This window comes from Amycolatopsis sp. NPDC059027, from assembly GCF_042739735.1.
In the GTDB taxonomy this organism is placed as follows: Bacteria; Actinomycetota; Actinomycetes; order Mycobacteriales; family Pseudonocardiaceae; genus Amycolatopsis.
Map to the genome: position 1 here is coordinate 62,121 of NZ_JBHYIK010000017.1, position 24,696 is coordinate 86,816.

Sequence of the window (24,696 nt, forward strand, 5' to 3'; positions counted from 1 at the left end):
TGCGGTTCGGTCGATGGACCGACGAACGGCGCCCCGGCGGACCGACAGCGGAGCCGAAACTATCTCGCGGCGAGGAGTCCTTCCAGCCAGGACACGGTTTCCTCGGCCGGTGGCTGTGCCGCGAGTTCGGCGGCGAAACGCGCGGCATTGCGGCGGTAGCGGTCGTCGTCGAGGACGGCGGTGACGGCGTCGCGGATTTCGGCGGGGGTGACGGTGATCGGGTCGAGGACCTTGCCGAGGCGGAGCGCGGTGACGCGGTCGCCGTTGTTCGGCTGGTCGGCGCCCATCGGCACGAGGACCTGAGGCAGGCCGTGGGCGAGCGCGCCGAGGACGCTGCCGGAGCCGCCGTGGGTGAGGACGGCGTCGCAGTGCGGGAGGACGTCGTGCTGGGGCAGGTAACGGGCGAGGTGGATGTGGCCGGGCTGGGGGCCGAACTCGGCGGGGTCGATGACCGGGCCGACGGTGACCACTGCGGTGACCGGCAGTTCGGCGAGGCCGTCGAGGACGCGGGTGAACAGATCGCCGGATTCGGTGTTGAAGATGGTGCCGAGGGTGAAGTAGACCGTCGGGCGGCCCTCGATCCGCCAGTGCGGTGCCTCGGTGACCGGGGTGGTTTCCGCACGGAAAGTCCGTGCGGTCGGCGGAAGCGGGAAGTCCGGGTCGCGGAAGGCAGGCGGGAAGGGGTTGAGCACGAGGTGTCGTGCGCTCATCCCGGGCGGGGCGTCGGCGGGCAGGGTGTGCGCGGCGCGGACCTCGTCGAGTGCCGGGCCGACGATCTCGGGACGGACGAACGAGCCGGACGCCATGACGAGCACGGTCGCGCAGGGCAGGCCGAGGTGTTCGGCGGCGATCATGGCCCCGAAATCGGCCTCGTCGCACAGGATCAGGTCCGGAGTCCAGTCGGCGCACAGCCGCAGGAGGTCGTCGGCGCGCTGGGTGGCCGCGCGGCGCGCGAAGCCCTCGCGGAGGTCGTTCGCTTCGCGTTCGCGGTCGACCGGGAGCAGCGGCTTGCGCTCACCCGTGCTCCCGTAGTCGGGTCCGGAGGCGAACGCCGGGAATCCCGCCGCTTCGATCGTCGGGACCATGAGTGATTCGCCGGAGAAGGCGACGGTGTGCCCGGCGTCGGCCGCGGCGCGTGCGACCGGTACCAGTGGTTGGAAGTGGCCGTTTCCCCCGACGAACGTGCACAGCAGGCGCATGGGCTCAATCTAGCGAGCGGTGCGGCTCGCGATGAGCGTTTCGATGCTGTCGAGGATGCGGGCGAGGCTGAAGTGGAAGGCGTGGCCGGGGCTGGCCGCCGCACCGTGGGCCTGCCCGGCGGTGGTGCCGACGCGGGAGGCGAGGGGGTAGTTCGCGGGGTCGGCGGCCGGGATCTCCGCGAGCACGGGCGCGCTGGCGTCCCACCACTGCTGGTCGGTCATCCCGCTGTGGCTGACCAGCCGGGCGGCCTCGACCGAGCCGCGCGCGAACCCCTGGACGACGCCGTTGAGCAGGGTGGTCAGGGCGTCCATTTCGAGGTCGTCGAGGCCGATGCCGTCGAGGGCGGCGAGTTCGCGTTCGTATTTGGCGAAAGTGTGCGGGCCCAGGGTCGGGCGGCCGGTGACGACCTGCAGCATCCACGGATGGCGGTGGTACATCCGCCAGCTGTCCTCGGCGATCGCGGTGAGCGCGGCGCGCCATCCGGTGCCGGGTTCGACGGCCGCCAGTTCGGCGTGGACGTGGTCGAGCATGAGGTCGACCAGTTCGGCGCGGCTGGGAACGTAGGTGTAGAGCGACATGGGGGAGACGCCGAGTTCGTCGGCGACGCGGCGCATGGACACACCCGCGATGCCGTCGGTGTCGGCGAGCTTGATGGCCGCGCGGACGACGTCGGTCACCGACAGCTTGGGTTTCGGGCCGCGCCGCGGCGGCCCGTCGACACCCCAGAGCAGCTCGATGGTGCGTCGCGGATCGCCACTGCCGCTGTACTCCGTGCTCACGTCCGTCATTCTGCCCATCACTTTTTTGTACGCCGTACAGAGTTACGGTATACTGTCTCGCGTACGACGTACAGAGAATGGGGTGGGATGATTCTGCGGGAATCCGCGCTGTTCGAACCCGCCGATCCTCCTCGACTGGGGAAGATCGTGTTCTGGGATCTCGACACGAATCCGTCCGAAGACGCCGAGCTGCTGCGCGTGGCAGCGCCGGAAATCCGCGCGGTGGCCGCCCGCCGGGTGCCGGTCGTCGAGGCATTGCCGGCACTGCTGGCCGCGATGGACGCGTCCCCCGCGGTGACGTTCTGGGCGACCGCCGCACGGGCGGCGCTCCGGCTCGTCTCGGCAGGGCGGATGCTGCCCGGGGTGTCCGAGGCGGGGCACGACGCATGGCGGGCCGGTCCGCTGGAACCGGCCGAAGTGGCGTGGTTGCGCGAGCTGGCCGACGCGATGCCCCCGGAGGCACACGCCGCGCCGATTTCGGCGGACGAGACCCGGCTGCCCGCACGGTATCCGCTGTTGCGGGCGTTTCTCGACGCCGTCGTCGACGCGCTGCCCCGCACGCCGGCGGCGGCCGCGGCGACCGGTCAGCGGCTGTACGCCGCGGCCTCCGCGCAGGACGCGACCGGGCTGCGGGACTGGGCGGACGAGGTCTCGGCCGGGCTGGACTCCGGCGTCCGGGTGTCGCTGCGGGTCGAGGTCCCTGGCGGCGATCCGGCGGCCGGACGGTATCGCCTGGTGGTGCAGGCGCACAACCTCGCCGATCCGTCGCAGATCGTCGACGCGGGACAGTTGTGGTCGGGCGCCGGGGATCTGGGGCCGCGGGCGCGGATCGACGTCATGCTCGCACTGCGCCGGGGTGTGCGGGTGTGGCCGGCGCTGGGCCCGCTGCTCGCCGCCGCCGTCCCGGACGAGCTCGACCTGGGCGACGAGGAGATCGGCGAACTGATCGCGGCGGCCGCGCCGCGGCTCGGCGCCGCCGGGATCGACGTCCACTGGCCCGCCGAGCTGGCCGGTGATCTCACGGCTCGCGCTGTCCTTACTTCCGAGGGCGCGCCGCCGGACGATCTGCCGTCGTTCTTCGGCGGTGGCCGGGCGCTGGCCTTCGACTGGCAGCTCGCGCTCGGCGGCGATGTGCTGACCGCGGCGGAGCTGGATGTGCTCGCCGAGGCGCGGCGGCCGGTGGTCCGGCTGCGAGACCGGTGGGTGCTGGTCGATCCGGCGCTCGCGGCGAAGGCACGCGACCGGATGCTCAAGCCGCTGACCCCGGTCGACGCGCTCGGTGTGGCGCTGAGCGGGACCGCGGAGATCGACGGCGAACACGTCGAGGTCGTCACCGAAGGCTGGCTGGATCGGTTGCGGGAACGGCTTTCCGCGGCACCCGAACCACTTCCGCAACCGGCGGGTCTCGCCGCGTCGCTGCGGGACTACCAGCTGCGGGGGCTGCGCTGGCTGGCAACGCAGACCGAGCTCGGGCTCGGCGGGTGTCTCGCCGACGACATGGGGCTGGGCAAGACGATCACGCTCATCGCGCTGCATCTGCACCGCGCGGCGGAGGTGCCAGAAGCCGGACCGACGCTGGTGGTCTGCCCGGCGTCGTTGCTGGGCAACTGGGAGCGGGAGATCGAGCGGTTCGCGCCCGGCACGCCGGTACGTCGCTTCCACGGCGGCGCGCGGTCGCTGGCCGGGCTCGACGGCGGGTTCGTGCTCACCACGTACGGCACGCTGCGCGCCGACCCGGCGCCGCTGGCCGGGGTCGAGTGGGGGCTGCTGGTCGCCGACGAGGCGCAGCACGTCAAGAACCATCGCTCGGGCACGGCGAAGGCCTTGCGGACGCTGCCCGCGTCGGCGCGTATCGCGCTCACCGGTACCCCGGTGGAGAACACGCTGTCGGAGCTGTGGGCGATCCTGGACTGGACGACGCCGGGGCTGCTCGGCGCGCTGCCCGAGTTCCGGCGTCAGTGGGCCAAGCCCATCGAGTCCGGCGATCCCGTCGCGGCGGAGCGGTTCGCGCGACTGCTGCGCCCGTTCCTGTTGCGGCGGCGGAAGTCCGACCCGGGTATCGCGCCGGAGCTGCCCGCGAAGACCGAGACCGACCGCCCGGTCACGCTCACCACCGAGCAGGCGGCGCTGTACGAGGCGACGGTGCGCGAGATGCTGGCGGAGATCTCGGGCAGCGAGGGTATGGCGCGGCGCGGGCGGATCGTCAAGCTGCTCACCGGGCTCAAGCAGATCTGCAACCATCCGGCGCAGTTCCTCAAGGAGACTTCTGGGGAGTCCATTGTGGAGGGACGGTCGGGCAAGCTCGAACTGCTCGACGAGCTGCTGGGCACCATCCTCGCCGAGGACGGCGCGGTGCTGGTGTTCACCCAGTACGTCGCGATGGCGCGGCTGCTGGAACGGCATCTCGCCGAGCGCGGCATCGGGACGCAGCTGCTGCACGGCGGCACGCCGGTCGCGCGCCGCGAGGAGCTGGTCCGCCGGTTCCAGGCGGGCGAGGTCCCGGTGTTCCTGCTGTCGCTCAAGGCGGCGGGCACCGGGTTGAACCTGACCCGCGCCGATCACGTCGTGCACTACGACCGGTGGTGGAATCCGGCGGTCGAGGACCAGGCGACCGACCGCGCGTACCGGATCGGGCAGACGCGGCCGGTGCAGGTCCACCGGCTGGTCGCGGAGGGGACGGTGGAGGACCGGATCGCCGGGATGCTGCGGGAGAAACGCGCGCTGGCCGAGGCGGTGCTGACCGGTGGCGAGGCCGCGCTGACCGAGCTGAGCGACGGGGAACTGACCGAACTGGTCGAGCTGAGGAGGCCTCGATGACCGACGACGTACGCGGATTCCCGGCGTTCGGCGCGCAGCCGGGCCGTGGTCCGTTCGCGCGCTCGTGGTGGGGCCGGGCGTGGATCTCGGCGATGGAGGACACCGCGCTCGACCTGCGTCAGCTCAAACAGGGCCGGAAGTACGCCACGGCGGGGCTGGTCGGGCCGATCGCCGTCGGCCCCGGCCGGATCGCCGCGCAGGTCGACGACGTGGACGGCGGTCCGTACCAGACCCGGCTGCGGCTGGCCGAACTGTCCGATGTGGACTGGGAACGGTTCCTGGACCGGGTGGCCTCCCGCGCCGGGCATCTGGCCGCGCTGCTGGACCGCGACATGCCGCACGACCTGGTCGAGGCCGCCGACGACGCCGGGGTGCACCTGCTGCCCGGGATCGGCGATCTCGATCCGGAATGCGACTGCCCCGGCTGGGAACTGCCGTGCCGGCACGCGGCGGCGTTGTCGTTCCAGGTGTCGTGGCTGCTCGACGCCGATCCGTTCGTCCTGCTGCTCATCCGGGGCAAGGGGGAGCGGGAGGTGCTCGAGGAGTTGCAGCGCCGCAACGCGCCCCGGTTCGTCCGCGCCACCGGTGCAGACGAGGACGTCCCCGTCTCGGACGCCTTCGCCAGGACGGCCCCGGTGATGCCGGACCTCGACGCGTTCACGCCGCGAGGACGGCCCGAAGTGCCCGCGGCGCCGGGTATTCCGGCGGAGACCTTCGCCGTCCTGGCGGACAACGCCGCCGCGGTCGCCGAGGCGATGCTGTCCGGCGCGCCGAAGCTGAACCGGCGCCAGGACGCGGTGCGGCTGGCCGCGACGTTCCCCGGCACCGAGGCCGCGGCGCGGCTGCGGGAGGACGCGGGCGAGGACTTCGCTCGCGCCGTTGCCGCCTGGACGTATGGCGGGCGCGGCGGGCTCGACGTCTTGGAGTCGACCTGGTCGCCGCCGAAGCCGGTGCTCGCGCGGGCGCGGGCGGCACTGGCCGAAGCGGTCGAGGACCGCGGCGTCGTGCTGGAGTTCGACCGCAACCGCGGCACCGTGGCAGGGACGGACGTCCAGCTGCGGGCGGGCCGCGACGGCCGCTGGTACCCCTACCGCGCCGAGGCCGGCGTGTGGTGGCCGTCCGGTTCGCCGGAAACCGACCCCGGTGTCGCCTTCGCTGCCCTGCTCGCCTGACCGGCACCCCGTGCAACAGGGGTAGTCGTCCGATCGCTCAGCGTGTAGAGAAGGGAGCAGGCACGACGAGCGGCGGACATGGGGGTCCGGAATGGCTGCGCTGAATCGACGGGGTTTCATCGCGGGTGTGGCCGGGACGGCCGCGGTACCCGGAATCGGGGTGGTCGCCGCTTCCGGCGCGGCGGCCGCCCCGTCCGGAGAGGAAGCGTCCGCCGGGACCCCGGTGACGCTGACCCAGGGCACGGGCATGGCCGCGCGGATCTCCCCGGACGGCCGTCTCGTCGCCTTCGACGCGGTCGGGGTGCTGTGGGTGATGCCCGCCGAGGGCGGCGCCGCGCACCGGTTGACCGACGATCTGGGCGACGTCGCGTTGCCGGACTGGGCGCCGGACAGCGCGACGCTGGTGTTCCAGTCCTATCGGGACGGTGTCTTCAACCTGTGGACGATCCGGGCCGACGGCACCGGCCTGCGGCAGCTCACTCACGGCCCCTACGACCATCGTGAGCCACGATTCTCCCCGGACGGCAAGAAAATCGCCTGCTCCTCGGACGCGGAGAACGGCTCCTACGGGATCCACCTGCTCGAAGTCGCGAGCGGCACGTCTTCGGTGTTGACCCGCACCGGCGAGCAGGAGTGCGAACCGGCCTGGTCGCCGGACGGCACCAAGGTCGCGATCGTCGTCGGGTACAGCCGCGTCGACGTCGTCACCATCGCCGACGGCTCGCGCACCACGGTGGTGCGGGCGCCCGCCGGGCACACCCTGCACGCGCCGTCATGGACCCCGGACGGTGCGGACCTGGTCTTCCAGCGGCAGCTGCCGAACGGGGACACGCAGCTGGTGCGCGCGGGGAAACCGTTGTTCGCCGGCGAGGAGGTCTTCCCGTTCCCGGTGTCCTGGGCCGGGCCCCGCGAGTACGTCTACACCGCCGACGGGGTGATCCGGCGTCGCTCACTGGACCGTACGACTGTGCGGGACATCGCCTTCACCGCGACCGTGACGGTGACCCGCCCCCGCTACCGCAAGCGGCGACGGGACTTCGACTCCGTCCGGCCGCACCCGGTGATCGGGATCGGCAGCCCTGTCCTGTCACCGGACGGCACGCGGATCGCCTTCCGCGCACTCAACGACGTCTACACGATGCGGATCGGCTCGGCGCCGCGACCGCTGACCGGCGATCACTGGTGGAAATGCGATCCCGCGTGGTCGCCGGACGGGAAATACCTGTCCTACTCGACCGATCGTGGCGGGAAGCTCGACCTCTGGCTGCGCGACCTCGCCACCGGCGAGGACCGGCAGCTGACACACCTGCCCGGCGCGGCGGCGGTGTCGGGTTCGTGGTCGCCGGACAGCGCGCGGCTGGCGTTCCTGAACCAGGACGGCGCGCTGCACGTCGTCGAGGTCGCCACCGGCGCGGTGCGGAAGGTCTACCCCGCGACGTTCGAGCCGGGCAGGCCGAGCTGGTCGGCCGACGGGCGGGTGATCGCGATGGCGGCGATCAAGCCGTACTCGGCGCGGTTCCGGGAAGGGCTCAGCAAGATCCTGCTCGTCGACGTGGCGACCGGGGAGGGCCGGTACGCCGACCCGATCCCGGACCGGTCGATCCAGACCCGCGGCGACGACGGCCCGGTGTTCTCGCCGGACGGCCGCCGGATGGCGTTCGCGATGGCCAGCGTGCTGTGGGTACTCGACGTCCACGCCGACGGCACCCCGGCCGGCGTCCCTCGCCGGATCACCGACGAACTCACCGACGCGCCCAGCTGGAGCGGCGATTCCCGGGAACTGCTCTACCTTTCCGGTGGCAGGCTGCGGATCGTGCCCGCCGAGGGCGGCACCCCGCGTACCGTGCCGGTGCGGCTGAGCTGGACGAACGTGCGTCCCCGGGGTCGCACGCTGATCCGCGCGGGCGCGATGTGGGACGGCGAAAGCCATACGCTGCGCCGGAATGTGGACGTCCTGGTCGAGGGGCACCGGATCGCCGCGGTCGAGCCGCGGCGCGACAGCTGGGACGCCGAGCTGGTGGACGCACGCGACGCCGTCGTGCTGCCGGGCCTGATCGACATGCACCACCACCGCGAGATGCAGGGCTACGAATACGGTGACCGGCAGGGCAGGCTGTGGCTCTCGCTGGGCTTCACCACCACCCGATCGCCGGGCAGCCCGGCCTATCACATGGTCGAGGCTCGCGAGTCGGTCCAGTCGGGTGCGCGCGTGGCGCCCCGGTACTTCGGCACCGGCGAGGCGATCGACGGGGCGCGGGTGTTCTACAACTTCATGCGCCCGACCTTCGACGAGCGGCAGCTCGAACGCGAGCTCGAACGCGCCGAGGCACTGGACTACGACCTGATGAAGGCCTACGTCCGCCTCCCGCCGGAATGGCAGCGCCGGGTGGTGCGCTGGGCACACGAACACGGCGTTCCGGCGACGTCGCACTACAGCTATCCGGCGCTCGGCTTCGGCGGCGACGGGATGGAGCACATGGGCGCGACGAGCAGGTTCGGCTACTCGCGCACGATTTCGGCGCTGGGCAAGGGATATCGGGACGACGTCGCGCTGTTCGCGGCCTCGGGCGCGGCGCGGACGCCGACGTTGTTCCGCAACATCGTGCTCTACGCCGAGGACACGAGCCTGGTCGAGGACCGCCGGGTGCGGACGCTCTACCCGGCCTGGGAGTACGCCAAGCTGCGGGACACGGTCACGAGGGTGCGGAACACCGATCTCACCGCGGACCGGCGCAACCTCGCCCACCAGGTGCAGCAGGTCGCGGCGCTGATCAGGGCGGGCGGCCTGGTGGTCACCGGCACCGACTCGCCGATCGACCACACGGCGGTGAGCACGCACATGAACCTGCGCGCGATGGTCCGGCACGGGCTGACGCCCCACGAGGCGCTGGTGACCGCGACGAGCGCGCCCGGCCGGTTCCTCGGCGAGCCACTCGGCCGGATCGCCCCCGGGATGTTTGCCGACCTGATCGTGGTCGGCGGCGATCCGCTGCGCGACATCCGGCACGCCGCCGACGTCCGCACGGTCGTGAGCAACGGGCTGGTGTACACAGTGGACGATCTGCTCGCGCCGTTCACCACGGCCCGCGCGTCGCTCGCCCCGACGCCGGTCGCGGCCACCCCGGAGCATCCGGCGAACCGGGAGTTCTGGTGGCACGACCCGCATTACGTGGCGGCGAGCAGGCATTCCTGTTGCGCGGGCGACTGAGTCGTCACCACTGGCGGCCGCGGGGGAGCGTGGCCAGGTGCGGTGCCGAAACGTGCAGGACCCGGTACCGCACCTCGTCCTCCTCCGGCGCGGCGTCCCACCAGAGGGTGTAGCGCACCAGCTCCCACGTGCGCGGGTCGATCGCCAGTGCGGCGGAATGGACGTCCCGGCGGCGCGCGTGCGTCTCCAGTTCGCCGAGCGCACGGGCGATGACGTCGGCGGGCATGACCTCGGCGGGCACTGGTTCGGTGTGCTTGCTCGCCGCTCGCGGGGTGTCGCCGAACGCGGGACCTTCCGCGAACGCCAGCCCGGTCCAGTGCTGCACGACCGGGCGGCCGAACGACTCGATGATGCCGCCGAAGCCGCCGTCCCAGAGGAAGGCGTTCATCCCGGCGGCCTCGTGCCACAGGTAGAACGGCGCGTACTGGTTGAGCGTCGAGCCATCGACGCCGCGCTCGCGGATGGCGTAGGCCTTGAGCCCGAGCCCGGGGAAGGCGTCGAGCAGATGTCCGCGGGTGGCGACGCGGTCGCGGATGATGTCCATGTCGTAGTCGGCGGGCAGGGTGATCTCGTACTGCATCGCGTGCATCGGGTCTCCGTTCGCGGTCGTCCCGTACATACTAATAGGTACAGAACCGGAGTTGTGCCCTCTAGGGCACGGCTGCGGACCTGCCGGGCAGCGGGGCACCGGAAGCGGCGAGAGCTGGCTACGGTGGCCGCTGTTCTCCTCGATGGCCCACCACTTCCGATAGCGAGATCCTGATGTCAACGCCTGGTTTTCCACCCAACACCCTCACCGCCGAAGGGGATCCGGTCTGGCTCGTCGAGTTGGCCGCCGAGGATCCGAACCACACGCTCCACGTCGTGAAGGGCCTCGAACCGGCGGAAGCGCTCGAAGCGCTCGGTGCCAAGCCACGGTGGTTCCAGCCCTGCGAGCTGCCCGCTGCCAGGCCGGACGCGGTGACTTCGCTGCCCGGCGCGGCCCTGAAGATCGAACCGGGAGATTCCGCCGCGCTGCTGGCAGGACGTATCGGTGAGTGGACCTTCGTCTACGACGACGGCGGGGCGACCGTTCCCGAGGACGACACCATCCCGCTGTCGGCCGACGGGCGAACGGCCGCTTCGAGTCTGTACACCATCAACGCGGACGCCAGCATGAGCTACGCCGTGAACGGGGAACAGCTCGCCTTCGTCGACGTCGACGACCTCGATCTCGAAGCAGATGTCCCCGACATGCCCGCCGAACTGCGCGCGGCCTTCGCCGCCGCCGGTGTCTTCGAGACCGACTACCTCGAACCCGGCGAGGCCGACTACGCCATCGGCATGCGCGTCGTCTGTGCCCTGGCGGGACTCACCTGCACCCTCGACGACCTGCGCCGGATCCCCTTGCTGGGCACGCCCTTCGGCTGACCCGACCGGCCGCCCCCGGCGTTCGGCTAGGGTCGGGCCCATGGCTCCGACGTTGCTCTGGATCAACGGCCCGTTCGGCGGCGGCAAGACCCAGACGGCCTTCGAACTGCACCGGCGCCTGCCGGGCAGCGAGGTGGCCGACCCCGAGCACCTCGGCTTCGGCCTGCGTCGCATGCTGCCGCGCGCGGTACGCGGCGACTTCCAGGACTTCCCGGCCTGGCGCCACGGCGTCCGCGAGGTCCTCGACCATCTGCTGCGCACCTACGAAGGCACGGACAAGACGATCATCGCGCCGATGACCGTCGTCGTCCCCGCCTACTTCGACGAGATCATCGGCAAGCTCCGCGCCGACGGCCACACCGTGCACCACTTCGCCCTGCTCGCCCGCGAAGACACCGTCCGGCGACGTCTCCGCAGGCGCGTCACGCCGCTCATCCACGGCGACTCCTGGGCGCTGAAGCAGGTCGAACGCTGCCTCACCGCGTTACGCCGCCCCGAGTTCGCCCACCACGTCCACACCGACGACCGCACCGTCGCGCAGGTCGCCGACGAGGTGGCCCGCCACACCGGGCTCGACCTCCGGCCGGACACCACCGGCAGCCTGCGCGCGAACCTGCGCCAGACCTGGGTGAGCGTCAAGCACATCCGGGTCGGTTAGCCCCCGGCCCGCGCGATGATCGCCGCGGTGTCCGTCCCTGCGGGCAGCGTCCCGAACGCGACACCCCAGTCCCCGCCGAACCGCGACGCGCAGAACGCGTCCGCCACCGCCGGGTCGCCGTGCCGCACCAGAAGCGAGCCCTGCAGCGCCAGCGCCATCGACTCCACCAGCCGCCGTGCCCGATACTCCACATCGGACAGATCGGCCAGTTCCTTCTTGAGCCGCGCCACCGCGTCGTCCAGCCGCGCGTCACCACCGGCGGCCAGCTCGACCTCGGCGAAGTAGGCCGCGACCGACTCCGGCTGCTTCGCCATCGCCCGCAGCGCGTCCAGCGCCGCGACGTTCCCGGAACCCTCCCAGATGGACATCAGCGGAGCCTCGCGGTACAGCCGCGGCATCCCGGACTCCTCGACGTACCCGTTGCCGCCCAAGCATTCCAGCGCTTCCGCCGCGTGCGACGGCGCCCGCTTGCACACCCAGTACTTCGTCACCGCGAGCCCCAGCCGCCGGAACGCCTGCTCCTGCGCGTCCCCTGGCCGGTCGGTCGCCGCCGCCAGCCGCATCGCGACGGTGGTCGCCGCGTCCGACTCCAGCAGCAGATCCGCCAGCACGTTCGCCATCAGCGGCTGCTCGGCCAGCGTCTTCCCGAACGCCCGCCGGTGCCGCGCGTGGTGCACGGCCCGCACCGCGCCCAGCCGCATCCCCGACGCGCTGCCGAGCACGCAGTCCAGCCGGGTGTTGTTCACCATCTCGATGATGGTGCGCACGCCGCGCCCCTCCTCGCCGATCAGCCATCCGAGGGCGTTGTCGTACTCGATCTCCGAGGAGGCGTTGGACCGGTTGCCCAGCTTGTCCTTCAACCGCTGCAACAGAATCCGGTTGCGCGAGCCGTCCGGCAGGACGCGGGGGAGCAGGAAGCACGAAAGCCCGCCCGGGGCCTGCGCCAGCGTCAGGAACATGTCCGACATCGGCGCCGAGGTGAACCACTTGTGCCCGACCAGCGTGTAGCTGCCGTCGCCGGCGGGCGTCGCGACGGTGGTGTTGGCGCGGACGTCCGAGCCGCCCTGCTTCTCCGTCATCGACATGCCCGCGATCAGTCCACGCTTCGAACTCGGCTCGCGCAGCCCGAAGTCGTATTCCTTCGCCGCCAGCAACGGCTCGTACTTCGTCGCCAGCTCGGGGTTGAACCGCAACGCCGGGATCGCCGCGTAGGTCATGGAAATCGGGCAGCCGTGCCCGCCCTCGGCCTGGCTCCACACGTAGAACTTCGCCGCGCGCGCCGCGTGCGCCCCGGGCCGCGAGTCCCGCCACGGCGCCGCGTGCAGCCCGTGCGACACCGCGACGTCCATCAGCTCGTGCCAGTACGGATGGAACTCCACCTCGTCGATCCGATGACCGTAGCGATCGTGGGTCCGCAGCACCGGCTCGTTCTCGTTGACCAGCCGCCCCCACTCCTGGACCCGCTCGCTCCCCGCGAGCCTGCCCAGCTCGTGGACCTCCTCGGCCGCCCACCCCGCACCCGCGCGCGTGAGTCCGTCCAGCAGCGCCGGATCCGCGGCGACGTCGTGGTCGGCCAGGGGCGGAACCTGGTTGGTGACCTCATGTGTGGCGGGCATCCGAACCTCCCAAACTACGCAGCACGAACGTGCGCAACTCGACGACATCACTGGCACTGCCACCGCTGAGCGGCCCGATCAACACCTCGGCGGCCGCGCCGACCAGCGCCGCCGCGGTGAGCCGGGCGTCCTGCGCGGGCAGTACCCCGGACCGCACACCGGCCGCGACGTGCCCGGCGACGACGTCGCGGAACGCGCGGCGGAACTCCAGCCGCTCAGCGTCGATCTCCGCCCCGACCGGCTCGGCCAGCAGCGCGTACGCCTGACGCGGAGCCTTCAACGCGCGCGCAGCGAACGTCTCGAACACCACGAGCACCCGCTCGATCGGGTCACCGTCGGCGGAAGCCTCCCGGACCGCCTCCACCTCGCGGGTCACGACCTGCCGGAAGACCCGCAGATCGAGCTCGGCCTTGGTGGGGAAGTGGCGGTACACCGTGCCGGTCGCGACCCCGGCACGCTCGGCGACCGCGGCCATCGAGCATCCGGCGTACCCGTGCGCGGCGAGCTGCTCGACAGCGGCGGCGACGATCTTCTCGTGCTGCGCGTCCAGTCTTTCCTGCACCTTCGGGGTACGGCGGTACGGCACAGCAAGAAGTGAACCACCGATTCATTACTTCAGTCAACGTCCCGCCGCCCCGCACCACGGGGTAATGTCGCGGGCCCATGACCATGTCTGCCGCCGACTCTTCGGCCGTCATCGCCCGGCTCCGCGCCGTCGGCTGCGTCTTCGCCGAGGACGAGGCGCGGCTGCTCATCGCCGAGGCCCGCACGCCGGCCGAACTCGACACCATGGTGCGCCGCCGCGTCGACGGCCTCCCGCTGGAACACATCCTCGGCTGGGCCGAGTTCGCCGGGCGGCGCGTCGCCGTAGGCCCAGGCGTGTTCGTTCCCCGCCGCCGTACCGAATTCCTTGCCCGCCAAGCAATCCGGTACGCGCACCCAGGCGCCGTCGTCGTCGACCTCTGTTGCGGCTCCGGCGCGGTCGGCACCACCGTGGCCACCGCGCTCGACGACGTCGACCTGTACGCCGCGGACCTCGACCCGGCCGCCGTCGAATGCGCCCGCCGCAACGTCATCCCCGTCGGCGGCCAGGTCTTCCAAGGCGACCTCTACACGCCCTTGCCCGCCACCCTGCGCGGACGCGTCGACGTCCTCACCGCCAACGCCCCGTACGTGCCCACCGACGCGATCGAACTGATGCCTCCGGAAGCCCGCGTCCACGAACCGCAGACCGCGCTCGACGGCGGCGCCGACGGCCTCGACATCCTGCGACGCGTCATCGCGGGCGCGTCGACCTGGCTGACCGGCGAGGGCGCAGTCCTCGTCGAAAGCAGCGAACGGCAAGCCCCGGAACTCGCGAAAGCCTTGACACACAACGGATTCCGCCCCCGCGTGGCAAGCTCCGGCGAATTCGGCGCCACCGTCGTCATCGGCACCAGGGGAGCGGACCCGACATTCGCCGAAGCCCCGGACAGCGCTCAGCCAGACGGCTAAGGTCACCGACCATGACCGAACCCGCCTACCTGAGCGCCACCCGCGCCGCCTACGACAAGGTCGCCGCCGACTACCACGAACTGCTCCGCAAGTCGCTCGCGCGGATGCCCTACGACCGCGCCATGCTCGGCGTGTTCGCGGAGTACGTGCGCGCGGCCGACGCCGGACCCGTCGCGGACATCGGCTGCGGACCCGGGCGCATCACGGCCTACCTGGACTCGCTCGGGGTACCGGTCTCCGGCATCGACCTCTCCCCGGAGATGATCGCCGTCGCCCGCCGGACCTACCCCGCGCTGCGCTTCGAGGTCGGCTCGATGTCCGCGCTGGACCTCGAGGACGGCGAACTCGGCGGCGTCGTCGCCTACTACTCGATCATCCACACACCGCCGGAACTGCTCCCGCCGATCTTCGCAGAGTTCGCCAGGGTCCTGGCGCCGGGAGGCCACCTCCTGCTCGCGTTCCAGGTCGGCGACGAACCTCGCCACATCACGAGCGCCTACGGCCACGACGGCCTCGACTACAACGCCTACCGCCTGCAACCGGACCACATCGCCACGCTGGCCACCGATGTCGGGTTCCAGCCGATTTCGCGGCTGGTCCGCGAACCGGAGGGGGAGTACGAGAACAGCCCGCAGGCCCACCTGATCCTCCGCAAACCGGCCGCGGCCTGACCCGGCCTGGTTCCCGAACGCTCAGCCGCGCTCGGGAACCAGCTTGTACGTTTCCCCGTCGCGCACGACACGACCGGCCGTTGGCGTACCGAAATGCGTTCCGAGCACCAGAGTCGGCGAGTCGGCGAACCGCGCGAGGAAATCCCTCCTGGCCCGCGTCGCCGCCTCGGTGTCACTGTCCATTTCCGCCGACCAGTCCGGCCGCGCGATCTGAGCCTGGCAGTGGAACAGATCGCCGGTGATCACGGCGCTTTCGCCGCCGTCCTCGACAAGAACCGAAACATGGCCAGGCGTGTGGCCCGCGGTGGCGATGAGCGAGATTCCCGGGACTACGACCTGTCCCGGCTCGACCCAGGTGATCAGCCCGGCGTCCTCGATCGGTTTGAGCGAGTCCTCGAACACCGCTACCGCGTCGACCATGGTGTAGCCGTATTCGGTGTACGCCTCACGAGCACGCGGATCCTCCGCGAACGCCTTCCAGTGCGCGTACTCCTCACGCACGAAATGGTAGCGAGCGTTGGGGAACGTGGGCCGCCACCGGCCGTCCTCGAACATCGTGTTCCAGCCGACGTGGTCGATGTGCAGGTGGGTCGAGAGCACGCCGTCGACCTCCTCCCGGCGCCACACCTTCTCGAACCTCTCCAGGAAATCCGTGTCGAGATCGTCGAAGACCGGCGCCAGGCGCTTCTTGCCGTTGCCGAGGCCGGTGTCCACCACGACCCTGTGCGTAGGCGTCTCCACCAGCAACGAGTGGACAAGGACGTTCACCTTGCCGTCGTTCAGGTAGGTCGGCTTCAGCCACTCGATGCGCTCGATCTCCTCCACGGTCGACGCCGGCAGGACCCGGAGGAGGAATTCGAGCGGCGCCCAGCTTTCGGTTTCCTCGACCTTCGTGATCGAGATGTCGCCTACGTTCCACTGTTCCATGACACTCCTTGCGATTGTGGTGCCGCCCCTCAGCCGGCCGGTGTCTCCGCGGTGACCGTCAGTACCGCCCGCCCCAGGACGTGCCCGAACATCAGGAAGCCCAGATAAGCGGGCGTGCCCTCGGCCGGGATGTCGAGGTGGGGGACGTCGAGGGCGTGCACGACCACGAAGTAGCGGTGTGCTCCGTGCCCGGCGGGCGGGGCCGCCCCGAAGAAACGGGACACCCGAGCGTCGTTGGGCAGCTGAACGGCACCGTCGGGCAGGAGAGCACCGTCCTCGCTTCCGGCCCCCTCGGCCAGCTCGGTCACGTCCGCCGGGATGTTCGCCACGGCCCAGTGCCAGAACCCGGACCCGGTGGGCGCGTCCGGGTCGTAGACCGTCACGGCGTAGCTCTTCGTGCCCCCGGGCGCACCGCCCCACGCGAGGTGCGGCGAGACGTCCGCGCCCCCGGGCACGGCGGCGCCGGACATCTGCGCGACCGGCCACGGCTCGCCCGCGGAGATGGTCGCGCTGGTCAAAGTGAACGTCGCGGCTTCGGGCAGGCGCGCGAACGGGTTGTTCTCGTGCATGGGACAGGTTCCTTACTTGAGTCGACCCCAGTCGGTCGGGATGATAATCGATCATTTTCATGTTAGTCGATTTTCGAGTTTTGATCTACCATCGAGACATGGCACAGACAGCCCGCGCGGTGACCTCGCCCACCCGGGTCCGCTCCGCCCAGGTCCACGACGAGCTGAAGGCCCAGATCCTCCGTGGCGACTTCGGCCCGAGCGAACCGCTCAAACCCCAGGAACTGGCCACCTCGATGGGGGTGAGCCTGTCGGTCGTCCGCGAGGCACTCCAGCAACTGATCGGCGAAGGCCTCGCCGACCGCCACCCGAACCGGGGCTTCTCCGTGCCCGCCTTCTCGGACCAGCGCTGGCAACAGATCGCCGAAGCACGACGCACCATCGAGCCGAACATGCTCCGGATCTCCATCGAACGCGGCGACCTCGAATGGGAGACCCGGGTCCGAGCCGCACACCACCGCCTCCACCGCACACCCCTGCGACAGGAGGACGAAGGACCGTACGTCAGCGCCGCCTGGTCCGCCGCGCACTACGAATTCCACCGCGCCCTGCTCGACGGCTGCGGCAACCCCGTACTGCTCGAAACATTCGACCGCCTGTGGACGGCGAGCGAACTGGCACGCAGGTGGTCCGGACAACGCACACCCGCTCGCGACCACCTCGGCGAGCACGGAAAGCTCGAACGAGCCGCGTTGGCCCGAGACGCCGACTCCGCCGCCGAAATCCTCGATCAGCACCTGACCCTCACCGCGGCGGCACTCTCACCCGACGACGACCCCCACGCGTCTCGCCAACCTCGCTGACCGCGCCCACCTCATCGAGGGGGAGTGGGCCGCCTCCAGTGCTTCCTCTTCTTCGCCCTGGAGGCGGCCTGACCCACTTCGGGCGAAATCAGGTGGCGGGTTTGCCGAACCAGCGGAAAAGGTGGTCGTCCAGGTCCCGCTGATCGTCGCCGACCCAGGCGACGTGTCCGTCCGGCCGTAGCAGGACGCACGGAACATCCAGTGCCGCAGTGGGATCCGCGAGGTAGTCGACCCGGTCCGGCCAGCCGCCGACGGTCAGCCGTTCGGTGCGGTCCAGCACCAGGCCGCGGCCGCGACGCAGCAGATCGTAGAGGCGGCCGGCTTTCACGTCGATGTCCCGCAGGCGGCGGCCGAGCAGGTCGGGGCCGGCACCGAGGTCGTAGCGGACACCGATCGCGGTGATCTTCTCGATCAGATAGCGGTTCACCTCGTCGAAATCCATCAGTTCGGTGAGCAGCCTCCGCAAGGCCCGCCCGCCCGGTTCCGTGGACAGCAGCTCCTGTTGGGCACGGGTGTTGTCCAGCACGTCCTCGGCGACCGGATAACGCTCGGCCTGGTAGGTGTCCAGCAGCGGTTCCGGCGCCCACCCGCGGAGCTGCGCCGCCAGCTTCCAGCCGAGATTGACCGCGTCCTGAACGCCCAGGTTGAGGCCCTGCCCTCCCAAAGGTGGATGAATATGTGCCGCATCGCCGGCCAGCAGCACCCGCCCGACCCGATACCGTTCGGCCAGCCGGGTGGCGTCCCCGAAACGGGACAGCCAACGAGGGGAGTGCACACCGAAATCCGTTCCGGCGATCGCGCGCAGCTGGTGTTTGAAATCCTCCAGAGTGGGTGGTTCCGCACGATCGCTGACTCCCTCGGCGGGAACCACGACGCGATAAACGCCCTCGCCGAACGGCCTGAGATCGAGAGCCCTGTCATCGGTCCCGCGGATTTCGGCCACCTTGGCAACGATTTCTTCCTGTGACGCGCCCATTTCCATTTCGCCCATCAGCGTCTCGGTCCGGGAGGGCTCGCCGGGGAAGCCGACACCGAGCAGTTTGCGCACCGTGCTGCGCCCGCCGTCACAGCCGACGAGATAGCGCGAACGCAGCCGTTCGCCATCGGCCAGCTCGACGGTCACACCCTCGTCGTCCTGCTCGAAATCGGCCACCGCGCAACCGTGCCGGACGTGCGTGCCCAGACCGATCGCATGCTCTTCGAGCAGGCGGACTATGACCGGCTGCGGAATACCCACCAGATAGGCGTGCGCGGAATCCAGACCCTCGGGCGCGGGTTTGGGGATGGCGGCGAAGAAGCCGCCTGCCGGACGCTGTCGTCCGTGTTCGAGAATGCTGTCCAGCAACCCGCGCATCGCCATCAGCTCGATACTGCGAATATGCAGACCGACTATGCGGACGTACGACACGGGCTCGGTCTCTTTCTCCAGAACGAGTACCCGAACATCGTGCAGCCGCAGTTCGGCGGCCAGCATCGCGCCGGTCGGCCCGCACCCGGCAATGATCACGTCGAAGTCGAACAGGGGAGGCTCGGCCGTATCGTTTGACGACGGCTCGGCGGTGAGCTGCGAAGAGTGCATAGGTGGTGCCTTTCGAGAGTGCCTTGGTGGCGAGGCGCTCCCGGCGACACCTACGTCAATCGCCCGGCCGTGACGGGACGGGGAGCACCCACATCGATCCTGCGTTCATGGGTCTCACCTCCTCGGGCGGTGTCACGGTCGGCTGCAAGTTACAAGCCCAAGCGTCAGCCCGTCCAATCCTTTTACCGCGGTCGGGGTGGGCCCAGGCCGACTACTTGACATAATGTACATTATCGGCACTTGGGGCAGCGCTGATCAGGACGTCGAGAGGGGCTGTCCAGACAGGTAAGTCCACATGTGTGACGCGGTTGCGCACACGTCGATCAGGTGGCCGCAGCGCTGTCCATGGATGTTCGGCCGCCACATCCCTCGCTGACAAAGCCACCCAGAGCACGGCAGCCGGAAGTCCGAGGATCAGGCCCGACAGGTCGACGTTGAGGCGTCCTAGGACATCGCCTCAAAACGTCACTGTGACGTTGTGGGCCAGGGTGTTCGGTTCGGCTGAATCTGAAGACGGACCGGGTCTCCGGCGAAGAATCGCCCTCGGGCCAACGATCTCTTCGAGGGCCCAGCTCGACGAACCGAACGCCCGCCAGGAACCGGTGACGCGTCAAAGCCCACCGACAACGCGTCGAAACGACCCACCCGACCCGAGATTTCCCCCGAGCCGGACCAACCGGTCAATACCGACATTTCATGCATAATTGCTATTATGCATGAAACCGCATACGATCGCGAGAAGAACTCTCACTTTCCGTGATCAGAACACGGAAACCACTTGGGCCCCAGCCAGGCCGTCGCCATCCTTGATGGAGCCGTCCTGTCCGGGCACGGTCGGCACATCGGCTATGGTCAGACCGCCAAGGAACAATCCGGCCTGCTCCCCTGCCGCCGCGGACGACCGCTTCTTGCCGTATGCCTCGATCCGCGAAACGGTCACTGAACGTGACTCCTCGTCGAGAGTGATCTTGGCCGGCTGACCGACGCGCACGGTGCCGCTGGTGACCGTCCCGGTGCAGACCACGCCGCGTACCGGCACGACGAACACCTTCTCCACGGCGAACTGAAACGGCTCCGCCGGGGACTCGGGTTCGCGACGTCGTGAGAACAGGCCCATGGCGTCATCCTCGCACAGGCGGCCTCGGCGCCGGATTGTCGGTGCTGTGCGGTACAAGATCCACATGAGGGTTTCCGAGGCACAGCAAGCCTTTTTCGCGGCACGTCGGCCCCGCAAGGACTCTCCTCACACGACCGCGGCGTACCGCCGCGATCTCGCGGGGATCACCGCGTTGCTGGTGGCCGAGCTGGGCTGTCCCGCCGACGAGCTGGAGGTGGCCGATCTGACCGTGCAGGTGCTGCGGGCGGTGTTCGGCGCGTTCGCGGACAACCACGCGAAGAGTTCCGTGCTGCGGGCCTGGTCCACCTGGAACCAGTTCCTGACGTTCTGCGTGTCCGACGGACTGCTGGGCGGGAATCCGATGGGCGCGGTCGCGCGGCCGAAGACTCCTCCCCTGTCCCCCAAGCCGTTGCGGGGTGAGGAGACGCCGGAGCGGCTGCTGGCTTCGGTGGCGGAGGGGTCGCGGAAGGCGCGGGACCCGTGGCCGGAGCGGGACGTGCTGGTGATCGCGCTGGGCCTGGTGGCCGGGTTGCGGGCGGCGGAGATGCGGACGCTGACCGTGCGTTCGCTCGTGGGCCGGGCCGGTGAGCTGCGGTTGCACGTGCGGGGTAAGGGCAGCCGTGACCGGTCGATTCCGGTGCAGCCGATCATGGCGCGGCTGGTGGAGAGTTATCTGGAGTCGTGTCGCCGCCGGTTCCCGCACGCGCGGTTCGGGCCTTCGTCGGCGTTGCTGCGGGATCGGGCCGGTGAGCCGATCGGGCGTGGGGCGCTGGAGTACCTGGTGAAGTCGTGCTATCGGTGGGCCGGGCTGCACGATCGGGTGCCGGTAGGGGCGAACCTGCACGCTTTGCGGCACACGTTCGCGACGCGGCTGGCCGAGGACGGGGCGACGGCGTCGGAGATCATGCGGTTGCTGGGGCACGCGAGTCTGTCCACGAGTCAGAACTACATCGAGGCGACGGGGCGTGAGCAGCGTGCGGCGGCCGCGAGCAACCGGACGTACGTGGCGTTGGATCGGCTGGTGCCGGAGGCGGATGGTTAACGAAGTTGTTCGAGGTCGCGGGCGGCGCGGGCGAGTTCGTCGGCGAGTTTGCGGAGTTCCGTGGGTTCGGCTCCGTCGTCGGCGGCGGTGACGATGTCTTCGGCGGCGCAGCGGAGCTGGAAGAGCCGGTCCTGGAGGGTGGCGATCTCGGTGTCGGACAGGACGACGGCGTCTTCGGGGAGTCCGCTGCGCTGGAGCGCGGTGCGGCGTTCGTAGGCGCGCTGACGGCAGGACTGGCCGCAGTAGCGGCGCCGCCTGCCGACGTTGCCTGCCGCCGGCAGGCGTCTGCCGCACCAGCCGCAGTGTTTCGGTGCGCTGGTGCGGCGCGGTAGCGCCAGTTCGTCCGCCTGGTGGGCGTCTTCGGCCACTTCCCTCACCCGGCCGACCCTATCCGGCCATCGTCCGCTCACGCTCGGGTCATGGCCGAAGTGCACACTGGAGGGGTGTCGTCACCGTTTCCGTACCTCGCCGATCCGTTCCCCCGTGCGTTCGCCCATCGCGGCTGGCATCTCGATGAGCTGGCGGGGCTGGAGAATTCGCTGCCCGCGTTCCGGCGGGCGGTGGCGGAGGGGTACCGGTATCTGGAGACCGATGTGCACGCGACGTCGGATGGTGTGGTGGTCGTGCATCACGACGCGTCGCTGGATCGGACGACCGATGGTTCGGGGGCGATCGCGCAGCGGACCTGGGCGCAGCTGCGGACGGTGAAGGTCGGTGGGCAGGTGCCGTTGTCGCGGTTGGAGGATGTGCTCGAGGAGTTGCCGGAGGCGCGGTTCAACATCGACGTCAAGGCGAATCAGGCGGTGGAGCCGTTCGTGCGGGTGCTGGAGCGGACCGGTGCCTATGACAGGGTGGCGGCCGCGGCGTTCTCGGACGCTCGGCTGGCGCGGCTGCGGCGGTTGGCGGGGCCGCGGCTGGTGACGTCGATGGGGCCGCGGTCGGTGCTGGCGCTGTGGGCGAACGGGTGGGCGCCGATGTTCCCGATCGCGCGGTTGGCGCGGGGAGCGATGGCGCAGGTGCCGGTGCGGCAGGGGCCGTTGACGGTGGTGGATCGGGCGTTCGTGCGAGCGGCGGTCCGGGCGGGTGCCGAGGTGCACACGTGGACGATCGACGATCCGGTCCAGATGCGGGCGTTGCTGGATCTGGGGGTGCACGGGATCGTGACCGATCGGCCGGATCTGCTGCGTGAGGTGCTCGTCGAGCGGGATGCGTGGCGGCAGGCCGGCTGATCGGTCACGTCTTCCCTATCGGGGTGCCTTGCCTTCCCATGCGGCTTTCCAGGTCTTCGGGCCGAGGCGGCCGGAGTCCTTGATGCCGTTGGCGCGCTGGAGGTCGAGTACGGCCTGTTTGGTCTTGTCGTAGTAGCAGCCGGTGCCCTGGAACTTGTAGCCGTGGGCGTTCATGCGGAGCTGGAAGGTGCGCAGGGCGGGTGCGCAGTCGCCGTAGGCGTAGACGAGGCCGGGCCAGGCGGGTTTCGGGCCGCCGTTGGGTGGTGTGGGCGGCGCCGGGGCGGGGGCGGGCGGGGTGGGTTTGATCGGTGCGGGGCCACCGCCGATGTAGGCGGATTCCTCGTAGGTGGGGACGCGTTTGCTGCGGGCGTCGCCGTCCTCGCGCAGGCCGAGCTTGCCGGCGCATTCCCAGGGCTGCCAGCCGCGCATCCGGTAGAGGTAGAGCGCGCGGTAGTCCTGTTCGCGGCCGCTGGCCTGGTCGGGTCTGCCCTGGCCGCCGACGCTTCGCCAGGTGGGTAGGTCGAACTGGTAGGCGCCGAAGTAGCCGTTTCCGGTGTTGACGGCGTAGCGGCCGCTGGACTCGCACATGCGGAGCTTGGCCCATGCGGCGGCGGAGGGGTCGGCCGAGGCGGTGGTGGCGACGGTGATCTGCAGGCCCAGTACGGCTACGGCGGGGAGAACGATTCTCACCACGGCTCGGTAGGCGGTGCGCAGGCGGTCCTTGATCATGCGCTGCACAGTAGAACTGTGACCCTTTCGCCACAAGAGTCACACTACGCTCTCCAGCATCACATGACACAGGTGGAAATCGGCTCCGCGACACGCCGCGAATTCGGGAAATGGGCGTTCGACGGGGTGCGTCGATCGGGTGATGACGACAAACCGGACACGGTTTCCCTACAACGGGGTCTCGGCTGAGGGCGCGCCAGTACTGTCCCCGCTGACCTCGATGTTCCTGAGCGGAGGAGCCCTGGATGGCGCTGACCGAGACCCGTGCGAGCAAGCGGGAACGGTGGGGCTGGTATTTCTACGACTGGGCGAATTCGCCGTTCTATTCGTCGGTGACGACGGTGTTCGGCGCGCTGTACTTGAGTTCGGTGGCGGCGGCCGACGCGAAGTCGAATATCACCCTTAACGGGGACAGGCCCTGCACGGACGTGGCGGGGGTCGAGAACAAGCTCCAGCACTGTGACGTGACGGTGTTCGGGGTGCAGTTCCCGGCCGGTTCGGTGTGGGGGTATCTGCTGTCGGTGGCGACGGTGGTGCAGGTGCTGGTGCTGCCGATCGCGGGCGCGGTGGCCGACCGGAGCAGGCACAAACGGCGCATCCTGGGCGGGTTCGCGTTCCTCGGTGCCACGGCGGCGGCGCTGATGTTCTTCACGGCGGGGTCGAACTGGCAGCTGGGTGCGGCGTTGTTCGTGGTGGGCAACATCGGCTACGGCGGTTCGCTGGTCGTGTACTACTCGTTCCTGGTCGACATCGCCGGGCCGGACGAGCGGGACGACGTCTCGGCGAAGGGCTGGGCGTTCGGGTATCTCGGCGGTGGCCTGGCGCTGGCGTTGCAGCTGGGGTTCTACCTGGGCCGGGACGCGTTCGGGGTGGATCAGCCGACCGCGGTCCGGGTGTGTTTCCTGACCTCGGGGCTGTGGTGGGCGCTGTTCACCTTGCCGACGTTGCGGGCGCTCCCCCGGACGCATGTGCCGGTGGTGTCGGAGCCGGGGCGGTCGGTGGTGGGTGCGGGGTTCGCGGAGTTGCGGCGGACGCTCGCCGAGGCGAAGGCGTATCCGCTGACGCTGGCGTTTCTCGGCAGCTATCTGGTGTTCACCGACGGGATCAACACGGTCGTCACGGTGTCGGCGCAGTACGGGAAGGACGAGCTGAAGTTCGGCGACGAGGTGCTGATCATGACGGTGCTGGTGATCCAGTTCGTCGCGTATGGGGGCGGGGTGCTGCACGGGCTGGTGGCGCGGCGGCTGGGTGCGAAGCGGACGATCCTGATCAGCCTGGCGTTCTGGGTGGTGGTGCTCGGCGGGGCGTTCTTCGTGCAGCCGGGGCGGCCGGTGCAGTTCTACGCGGTGGCGATCGGGATCGGGCTGGTGCTGGGCGGGACGAACGCGTTGTCGAGGTCGCTGTTCGCGCAGATGATCCCGGCGGGGAAGGACGCGCAGTACTACTCGCTCTACGTCGTGGGTGAGCGGGGGACGTCGTGGCTGGGGCCGCTGGTGTTCGCCGGTGTCGGGCAGGCGACCGGGTCGTTCCGGCTGGCGATCGTGGCGCTGGTGGTGTTCTTCGTGCTGGGGCTGGTGCTGGTGTGGCGGGTTCCGGTGCGCCGCGCGATCGTGGCGGCGGGCAACCGTCCGCCGCGGGTGCTGTGAGGCACCGATAGGCTCGACCGTCGTGACTTT

General features: G+C 70.2%; 22 protein-coding genes. 11 read left to right on the forward strand and 11 right to left on the reverse strand.

The window, feature by feature from the left end; genetic code table 11:
- Positions 1-59 precede the first annotated feature (59 nt).
- Positions 60-1,199 carry a glycosyltransferase gene (locus ACFWY9_RS14260; RefSeq protein ID WP_378323257.1) on the reverse strand — a complete coding sequence of 380 codons (1,140 nt, stop codon included), beginning with the start codon at positions 1,197-1,199 and terminating at the stop codon, positions 60-62.
- 9 nt (positions 1,200-1,208) lie between these two features.
- Positions 1,209-1,988 carry a TetR/AcrR family transcriptional regulator gene (locus ACFWY9_RS14265; protein ID WP_378323435.1) on the reverse strand — a complete coding sequence of 260 codons (780 nt, stop codon included), beginning with the start codon at positions 1,986-1,988 and terminating at the stop codon, positions 1,209-1,211.
- A gap of 78 nt (positions 1,989-2,066) precedes the next feature.
- Here ACFWY9_RS14265 and ACFWY9_RS14270 point away from each other — a divergent pair, with 78 nt between their 5' ends.
- From ACFWY9_RS14270 to ACFWY9_RS14280, 3 genes are all read left to right on the forward strand, one after another.
- Positions 2,067-4,796, forward strand: coding sequence for a DEAD/DEAH box helicase (locus tag ACFWY9_RS14270; RefSeq protein WP_378323255.1), 2,730 nt, complete (start codon positions 2,067-2,069; stop codon positions 4,794-4,796).
- On the forward strand, positions 4,793-5,968 hold the full coding sequence (locus tag ACFWY9_RS14275; RefSeq protein ID WP_378323253.1) for an SWIM zinc finger family protein: 1,176 nt from the start codon (positions 4,793-4,795) through the stop codon (positions 5,966-5,968). Before ACFWY9_RS14270 ends, ACFWY9_RS14275 begins: the two co-directional genes overlap by 4 nt.
- Positions 5,969-6,059: 91 nt before the next feature.
- Complete coding sequence (locus ACFWY9_RS14280) at positions 6,060-9,176, forward strand: amidohydrolase family protein (RefSeq protein WP_378323251.1); 3,117 nt, start codon at positions 6,060-6,062, stop codon at positions 9,174-9,176.
- 4 nt (positions 9,177-9,180) lie between these two features.
- Here ACFWY9_RS14280 and ACFWY9_RS14285 read toward each other — a convergent pair whose 3' ends face one another.
- Positions 9,181-9,765 (reverse strand): DUF4865 family protein, encoded by a 585-nt coding sequence (locus ACFWY9_RS14285; RefSeq protein WP_378323250.1) that lies wholly within the window; start codon positions 9,763-9,765, stop codon positions 9,181-9,183.
- A 173-nt stretch (positions 9,766-9,938) separates the two neighbouring features.
- On the opposite strand from ACFWY9_RS14285, the gene ACFWY9_RS14290 reads away from it, so the two are divergent.
- Positions 9,939-10,586, forward strand: coding sequence for a DUF6461 domain-containing protein (locus ACFWY9_RS14290; protein ID WP_378323249.1), 648 nt, complete (start codon positions 9,939-9,941; stop codon positions 10,584-10,586).
- Between the two features lie 40 nt (positions 10,587-10,626).
- Positions 10,627-11,244, forward strand: coding sequence for an AAA family ATPase (locus ACFWY9_RS14295; protein ID WP_378323248.1), 618 nt, complete (start codon positions 10,627-10,629; stop codon positions 11,242-11,244).
- Here ACFWY9_RS14295 and ACFWY9_RS14300 read toward each other — a convergent pair.
- Positions 11,241-12,860 carry an acyl-CoA dehydrogenase family protein gene (locus tag ACFWY9_RS14300; RefSeq protein WP_378323247.1) on the reverse strand — a complete coding sequence of 540 codons (1,620 nt, stop codon included), beginning with the start codon at positions 12,858-12,860 and terminating at the stop codon, positions 11,241-11,243. The two genes, ACFWY9_RS14295 and ACFWY9_RS14300, sit on opposite strands and share 4 nt — an antisense overlap.
- The gene (locus tag ACFWY9_RS14305; protein WP_378323246.1) at positions 12,844-13,446 is read right to left on the reverse strand and encodes a TetR/AcrR family transcriptional regulator; all 603 of its coding nucleotides are present in this window, start codon (positions 13,444-13,446) and stop codon (positions 12,844-12,846) included. Before ACFWY9_RS14305 ends, ACFWY9_RS14300 begins: the two co-directional genes overlap by 17 nt.
- 83 nt (positions 13,447-13,529) lie before the next feature.
- Between ACFWY9_RS14305 and ACFWY9_RS14310 the strand changes: the two genes are divergently transcribed.
- Both ACFWY9_RS14310 and ACFWY9_RS14315 read left to right on the forward strand, forming a co-directional pair.
- The gene (locus ACFWY9_RS14310; RefSeq protein WP_378323434.1) at positions 13,530-14,354 is read left to right on the forward strand and encodes a putative protein N(5)-glutamine methyltransferase; all 825 of its coding nucleotides are present in this window, start codon (positions 13,530-13,532) and stop codon (positions 14,352-14,354) included.
- Positions 14,355-14,365: 11 nt separating this feature from the next.
- A complete protein-coding gene (locus ACFWY9_RS14315) occupies positions 14,366-15,025 on the forward strand; it encodes a class I SAM-dependent methyltransferase (RefSeq protein WP_378323245.1) in 660 nt (219 codons plus the stop codon).
- A 21-nt stretch (positions 15,026-15,046) separates the two neighbouring features.
- Here ACFWY9_RS14315 and ACFWY9_RS14320 read toward each other — a convergent pair whose 3' ends face one another.
- Positions 15,047-15,952 (reverse strand): MBL fold metallo-hydrolase, encoded by a 906-nt coding sequence (locus ACFWY9_RS14320; protein ID WP_378339047.1) that lies wholly within the window; start codon positions 15,950-15,952, stop codon positions 15,047-15,049.
- Between the two features lie 29 nt (positions 15,953-15,981).
- Positions 15,982-16,521 (reverse strand): YbhB/YbcL family Raf kinase inhibitor-like protein, encoded by a 540-nt coding sequence (locus ACFWY9_RS14325; RefSeq protein WP_378339048.1) that lies wholly within the window; start codon positions 16,519-16,521, stop codon positions 15,982-15,984.
- Between the two features lie 98 nt (positions 16,522-16,619).
- Between ACFWY9_RS14325 and ACFWY9_RS14330 the strand changes: the two genes are divergently transcribed.
- The gene (locus tag ACFWY9_RS14330; protein WP_378339049.1) at positions 16,620-17,324 is read left to right on the forward strand and encodes a GntR family transcriptional regulator; all 705 of its coding nucleotides are present in this window, start codon (positions 16,620-16,622) and stop codon (positions 17,322-17,324) included.
- A gap of 88 nt (positions 17,325-17,412) precedes the next feature.
- Here the strand turns inward: ACFWY9_RS14330 and rox are convergent, their stop codons facing one another.
- Both rox and ACFWY9_RS14340 read right to left on the reverse strand, forming a co-directional pair.
- Entirely contained in the window at positions 17,413-18,903 is a 1,491-nt protein-coding gene (gene rox, locus ACFWY9_RS14335) for a rifampin monooxygenase (RefSeq protein WP_378323240.1), read from the reverse strand.
- Between the two features lie 760 nt (positions 18,904-19,663).
- Positions 19,664-20,020 (reverse strand): EF-Tu/IF-2/RF-3 family GTPase, encoded by a 357-nt coding sequence (locus tag ACFWY9_RS14340; RefSeq protein ID WP_378339050.1) that lies wholly within the window; start codon positions 20,018-20,020, stop codon positions 19,664-19,666.
- Between the two features lie 46 nt (positions 20,021-20,066).
- Between ACFWY9_RS14340 and ACFWY9_RS14345 the strand changes: the two genes are divergently transcribed.
- Positions 20,067-21,062, forward strand: coding sequence for a tyrosine-type recombinase/integrase (locus ACFWY9_RS14345; protein ID WP_378323238.1), 996 nt, complete (start codon positions 20,067-20,069; stop codon positions 21,060-21,062).
- On the opposite strand, the gene ACFWY9_RS14350 is transcribed toward ACFWY9_RS14345, so the two are convergent.
- Positions 21,059-21,439: a hypothetical protein gene (locus ACFWY9_RS14350; protein ID WP_378323237.1), complete on the reverse strand. Its 381-nt coding sequence runs from the start codon at positions 21,437-21,439 to the stop codon at positions 21,059-21,061. The genes ACFWY9_RS14345 and ACFWY9_RS14350 overlap by 4 nt on opposite strands.
- A 66-nt stretch (positions 21,440-21,505) precedes the next feature.
- Between ACFWY9_RS14350 and ACFWY9_RS14355 the strand changes: the two genes are divergently transcribed.
- Complete coding sequence (locus ACFWY9_RS14355) at positions 21,506-22,291, forward strand: glycerophosphodiester phosphodiesterase (protein ID WP_378323236.1); 786 nt, start codon at positions 21,506-21,508, stop codon at positions 22,289-22,291.
- A 15-nt stretch (positions 22,292-22,306) separates the two neighbouring features.
- On the opposite strand, the gene ACFWY9_RS14360 is transcribed toward ACFWY9_RS14355, so the two are convergent.
- Entirely contained in the window at positions 22,307-23,020 is a 714-nt protein-coding gene (locus ACFWY9_RS14360) for a transglycosylase family protein (RefSeq protein ID WP_378323235.1), read from the reverse strand.
- 245 nt (positions 23,021-23,265) lie between these two features.
- On the opposite strand from ACFWY9_RS14360, the gene ACFWY9_RS14365 reads away from it, so the two are divergent.
- Entirely contained in the window at positions 23,266-24,666 is a 1,401-nt protein-coding gene (locus ACFWY9_RS14365; RefSeq protein WP_378323234.1) for an MFS transporter, read from the forward strand.
- Positions 24,667-24,696: the final 30 nt, after the last annotated feature.

Bases quoted from the DNA above. Each gene is read 5' to 3' on its own strand.
- ACFWY9_RS14260 (WP_378323257.1), bottom strand. From the start codon at position 1,199: ATGCGCCTGCTGTGCACGTTCGTCGGGGGAAACGGCCACTTCCAACCA.
- ACFWY9_RS14265 (WP_378323435.1), bottom strand. From the start codon at position 1,988: ATGACGGACGTGAGCACGGAGTACAGCGGCAGTGGCGATCCGCGACGC.
- ACFWY9_RS14270 (WP_378323255.1), top strand. From the start codon at position 2,067: ATGATTCTGCGGGAATCCGCGCTGTTCGAACCCGCCGATCCTCCTCGA.
- ACFWY9_RS14275 (WP_378323253.1), top strand. From the start codon at position 4,793: ATGACCGACGACGTACGCGGATTCCCGGCGTTCGGCGCGCAGCCGGGC.
- ACFWY9_RS14280 (WP_378323251.1), top strand. From the start codon at position 6,060: ATGGCTGCGCTGAATCGACGGGGTTTCATCGCGGGTGTGGCCGGGACG.
- ACFWY9_RS14285 (WP_378323250.1), bottom strand. From the start codon at position 9,765: ATGCACGCGATGCAGTACGAGATCACCCTGCCCGCCGACTACGACATG.
- ACFWY9_RS14290 (WP_378323249.1), top strand. From the start codon at position 9,939: ATGTCAACGCCTGGTTTTCCACCCAACACCCTCACCGCCGAAGGGGAT.
- ACFWY9_RS14295 (WP_378323248.1), top strand. From the start codon at position 10,627: ATGGCTCCGACGTTGCTCTGGATCAACGGCCCGTTCGGCGGCGGCAAG.
- ACFWY9_RS14300 (WP_378323247.1), bottom strand. From the start codon at position 12,860: ATGCCCGCCACACATGAGGTCACCAACCAGGTTCCGCCCCTGGCCGAC.
- ACFWY9_RS14310 (WP_378323434.1), top strand. From the start codon at position 13,530: ATGTCTGCCGCCGACTCTTCGGCCGTCATCGCCCGGCTCCGCGCCGTC.
- ACFWY9_RS14315 (WP_378323245.1), top strand. From the start codon at position 14,366: ATGACCGAACCCGCCTACCTGAGCGCCACCCGCGCCGCCTACGACAAG.
- ACFWY9_RS14320 (WP_378339047.1), bottom strand. From the start codon at position 15,952: ATGGAACAGTGGAACGTAGGCGACATCTCGATCACGAAGGTCGAGGAA.
- ACFWY9_RS14325 (WP_378339048.1), bottom strand. From the start codon at position 16,521: ATGCACGAGAACAACCCGTTCGCGCGCCTGCCCGAAGCCGCGACGTTC.
- ACFWY9_RS14330 (WP_378339049.1), top strand. From the start codon at position 16,620: ATGGCACAGACAGCCCGCGCGGTGACCTCGCCCACCCGGGTCCGCTCC.
- rox (WP_378323240.1), bottom strand. From the start codon at position 18,903: ATGCACTCTTCGCAGCTCACCGCCGAGCCGTCGTCAAACGATACGGCC.
- ACFWY9_RS14340 (WP_378339050.1), bottom strand. From the start codon at position 20,020: ATGGGCCTGTTCTCACGACGTCGCGAACCCGAGTCCCCGGCGGAGCCG.
- ACFWY9_RS14360 (WP_378323235.1), bottom strand. From the start codon at position 23,020: ATGATCAAGGACCGCCTGCGCACCGCCTACCGAGCCGTGGTGAGAATC.
- ACFWY9_RS14365 (WP_378323234.1), top strand. From the start codon at position 23,266: ATGGCGCTGACCGAGACCCGTGCGAGCAAGCGGGAACGGTGGGGCTGG.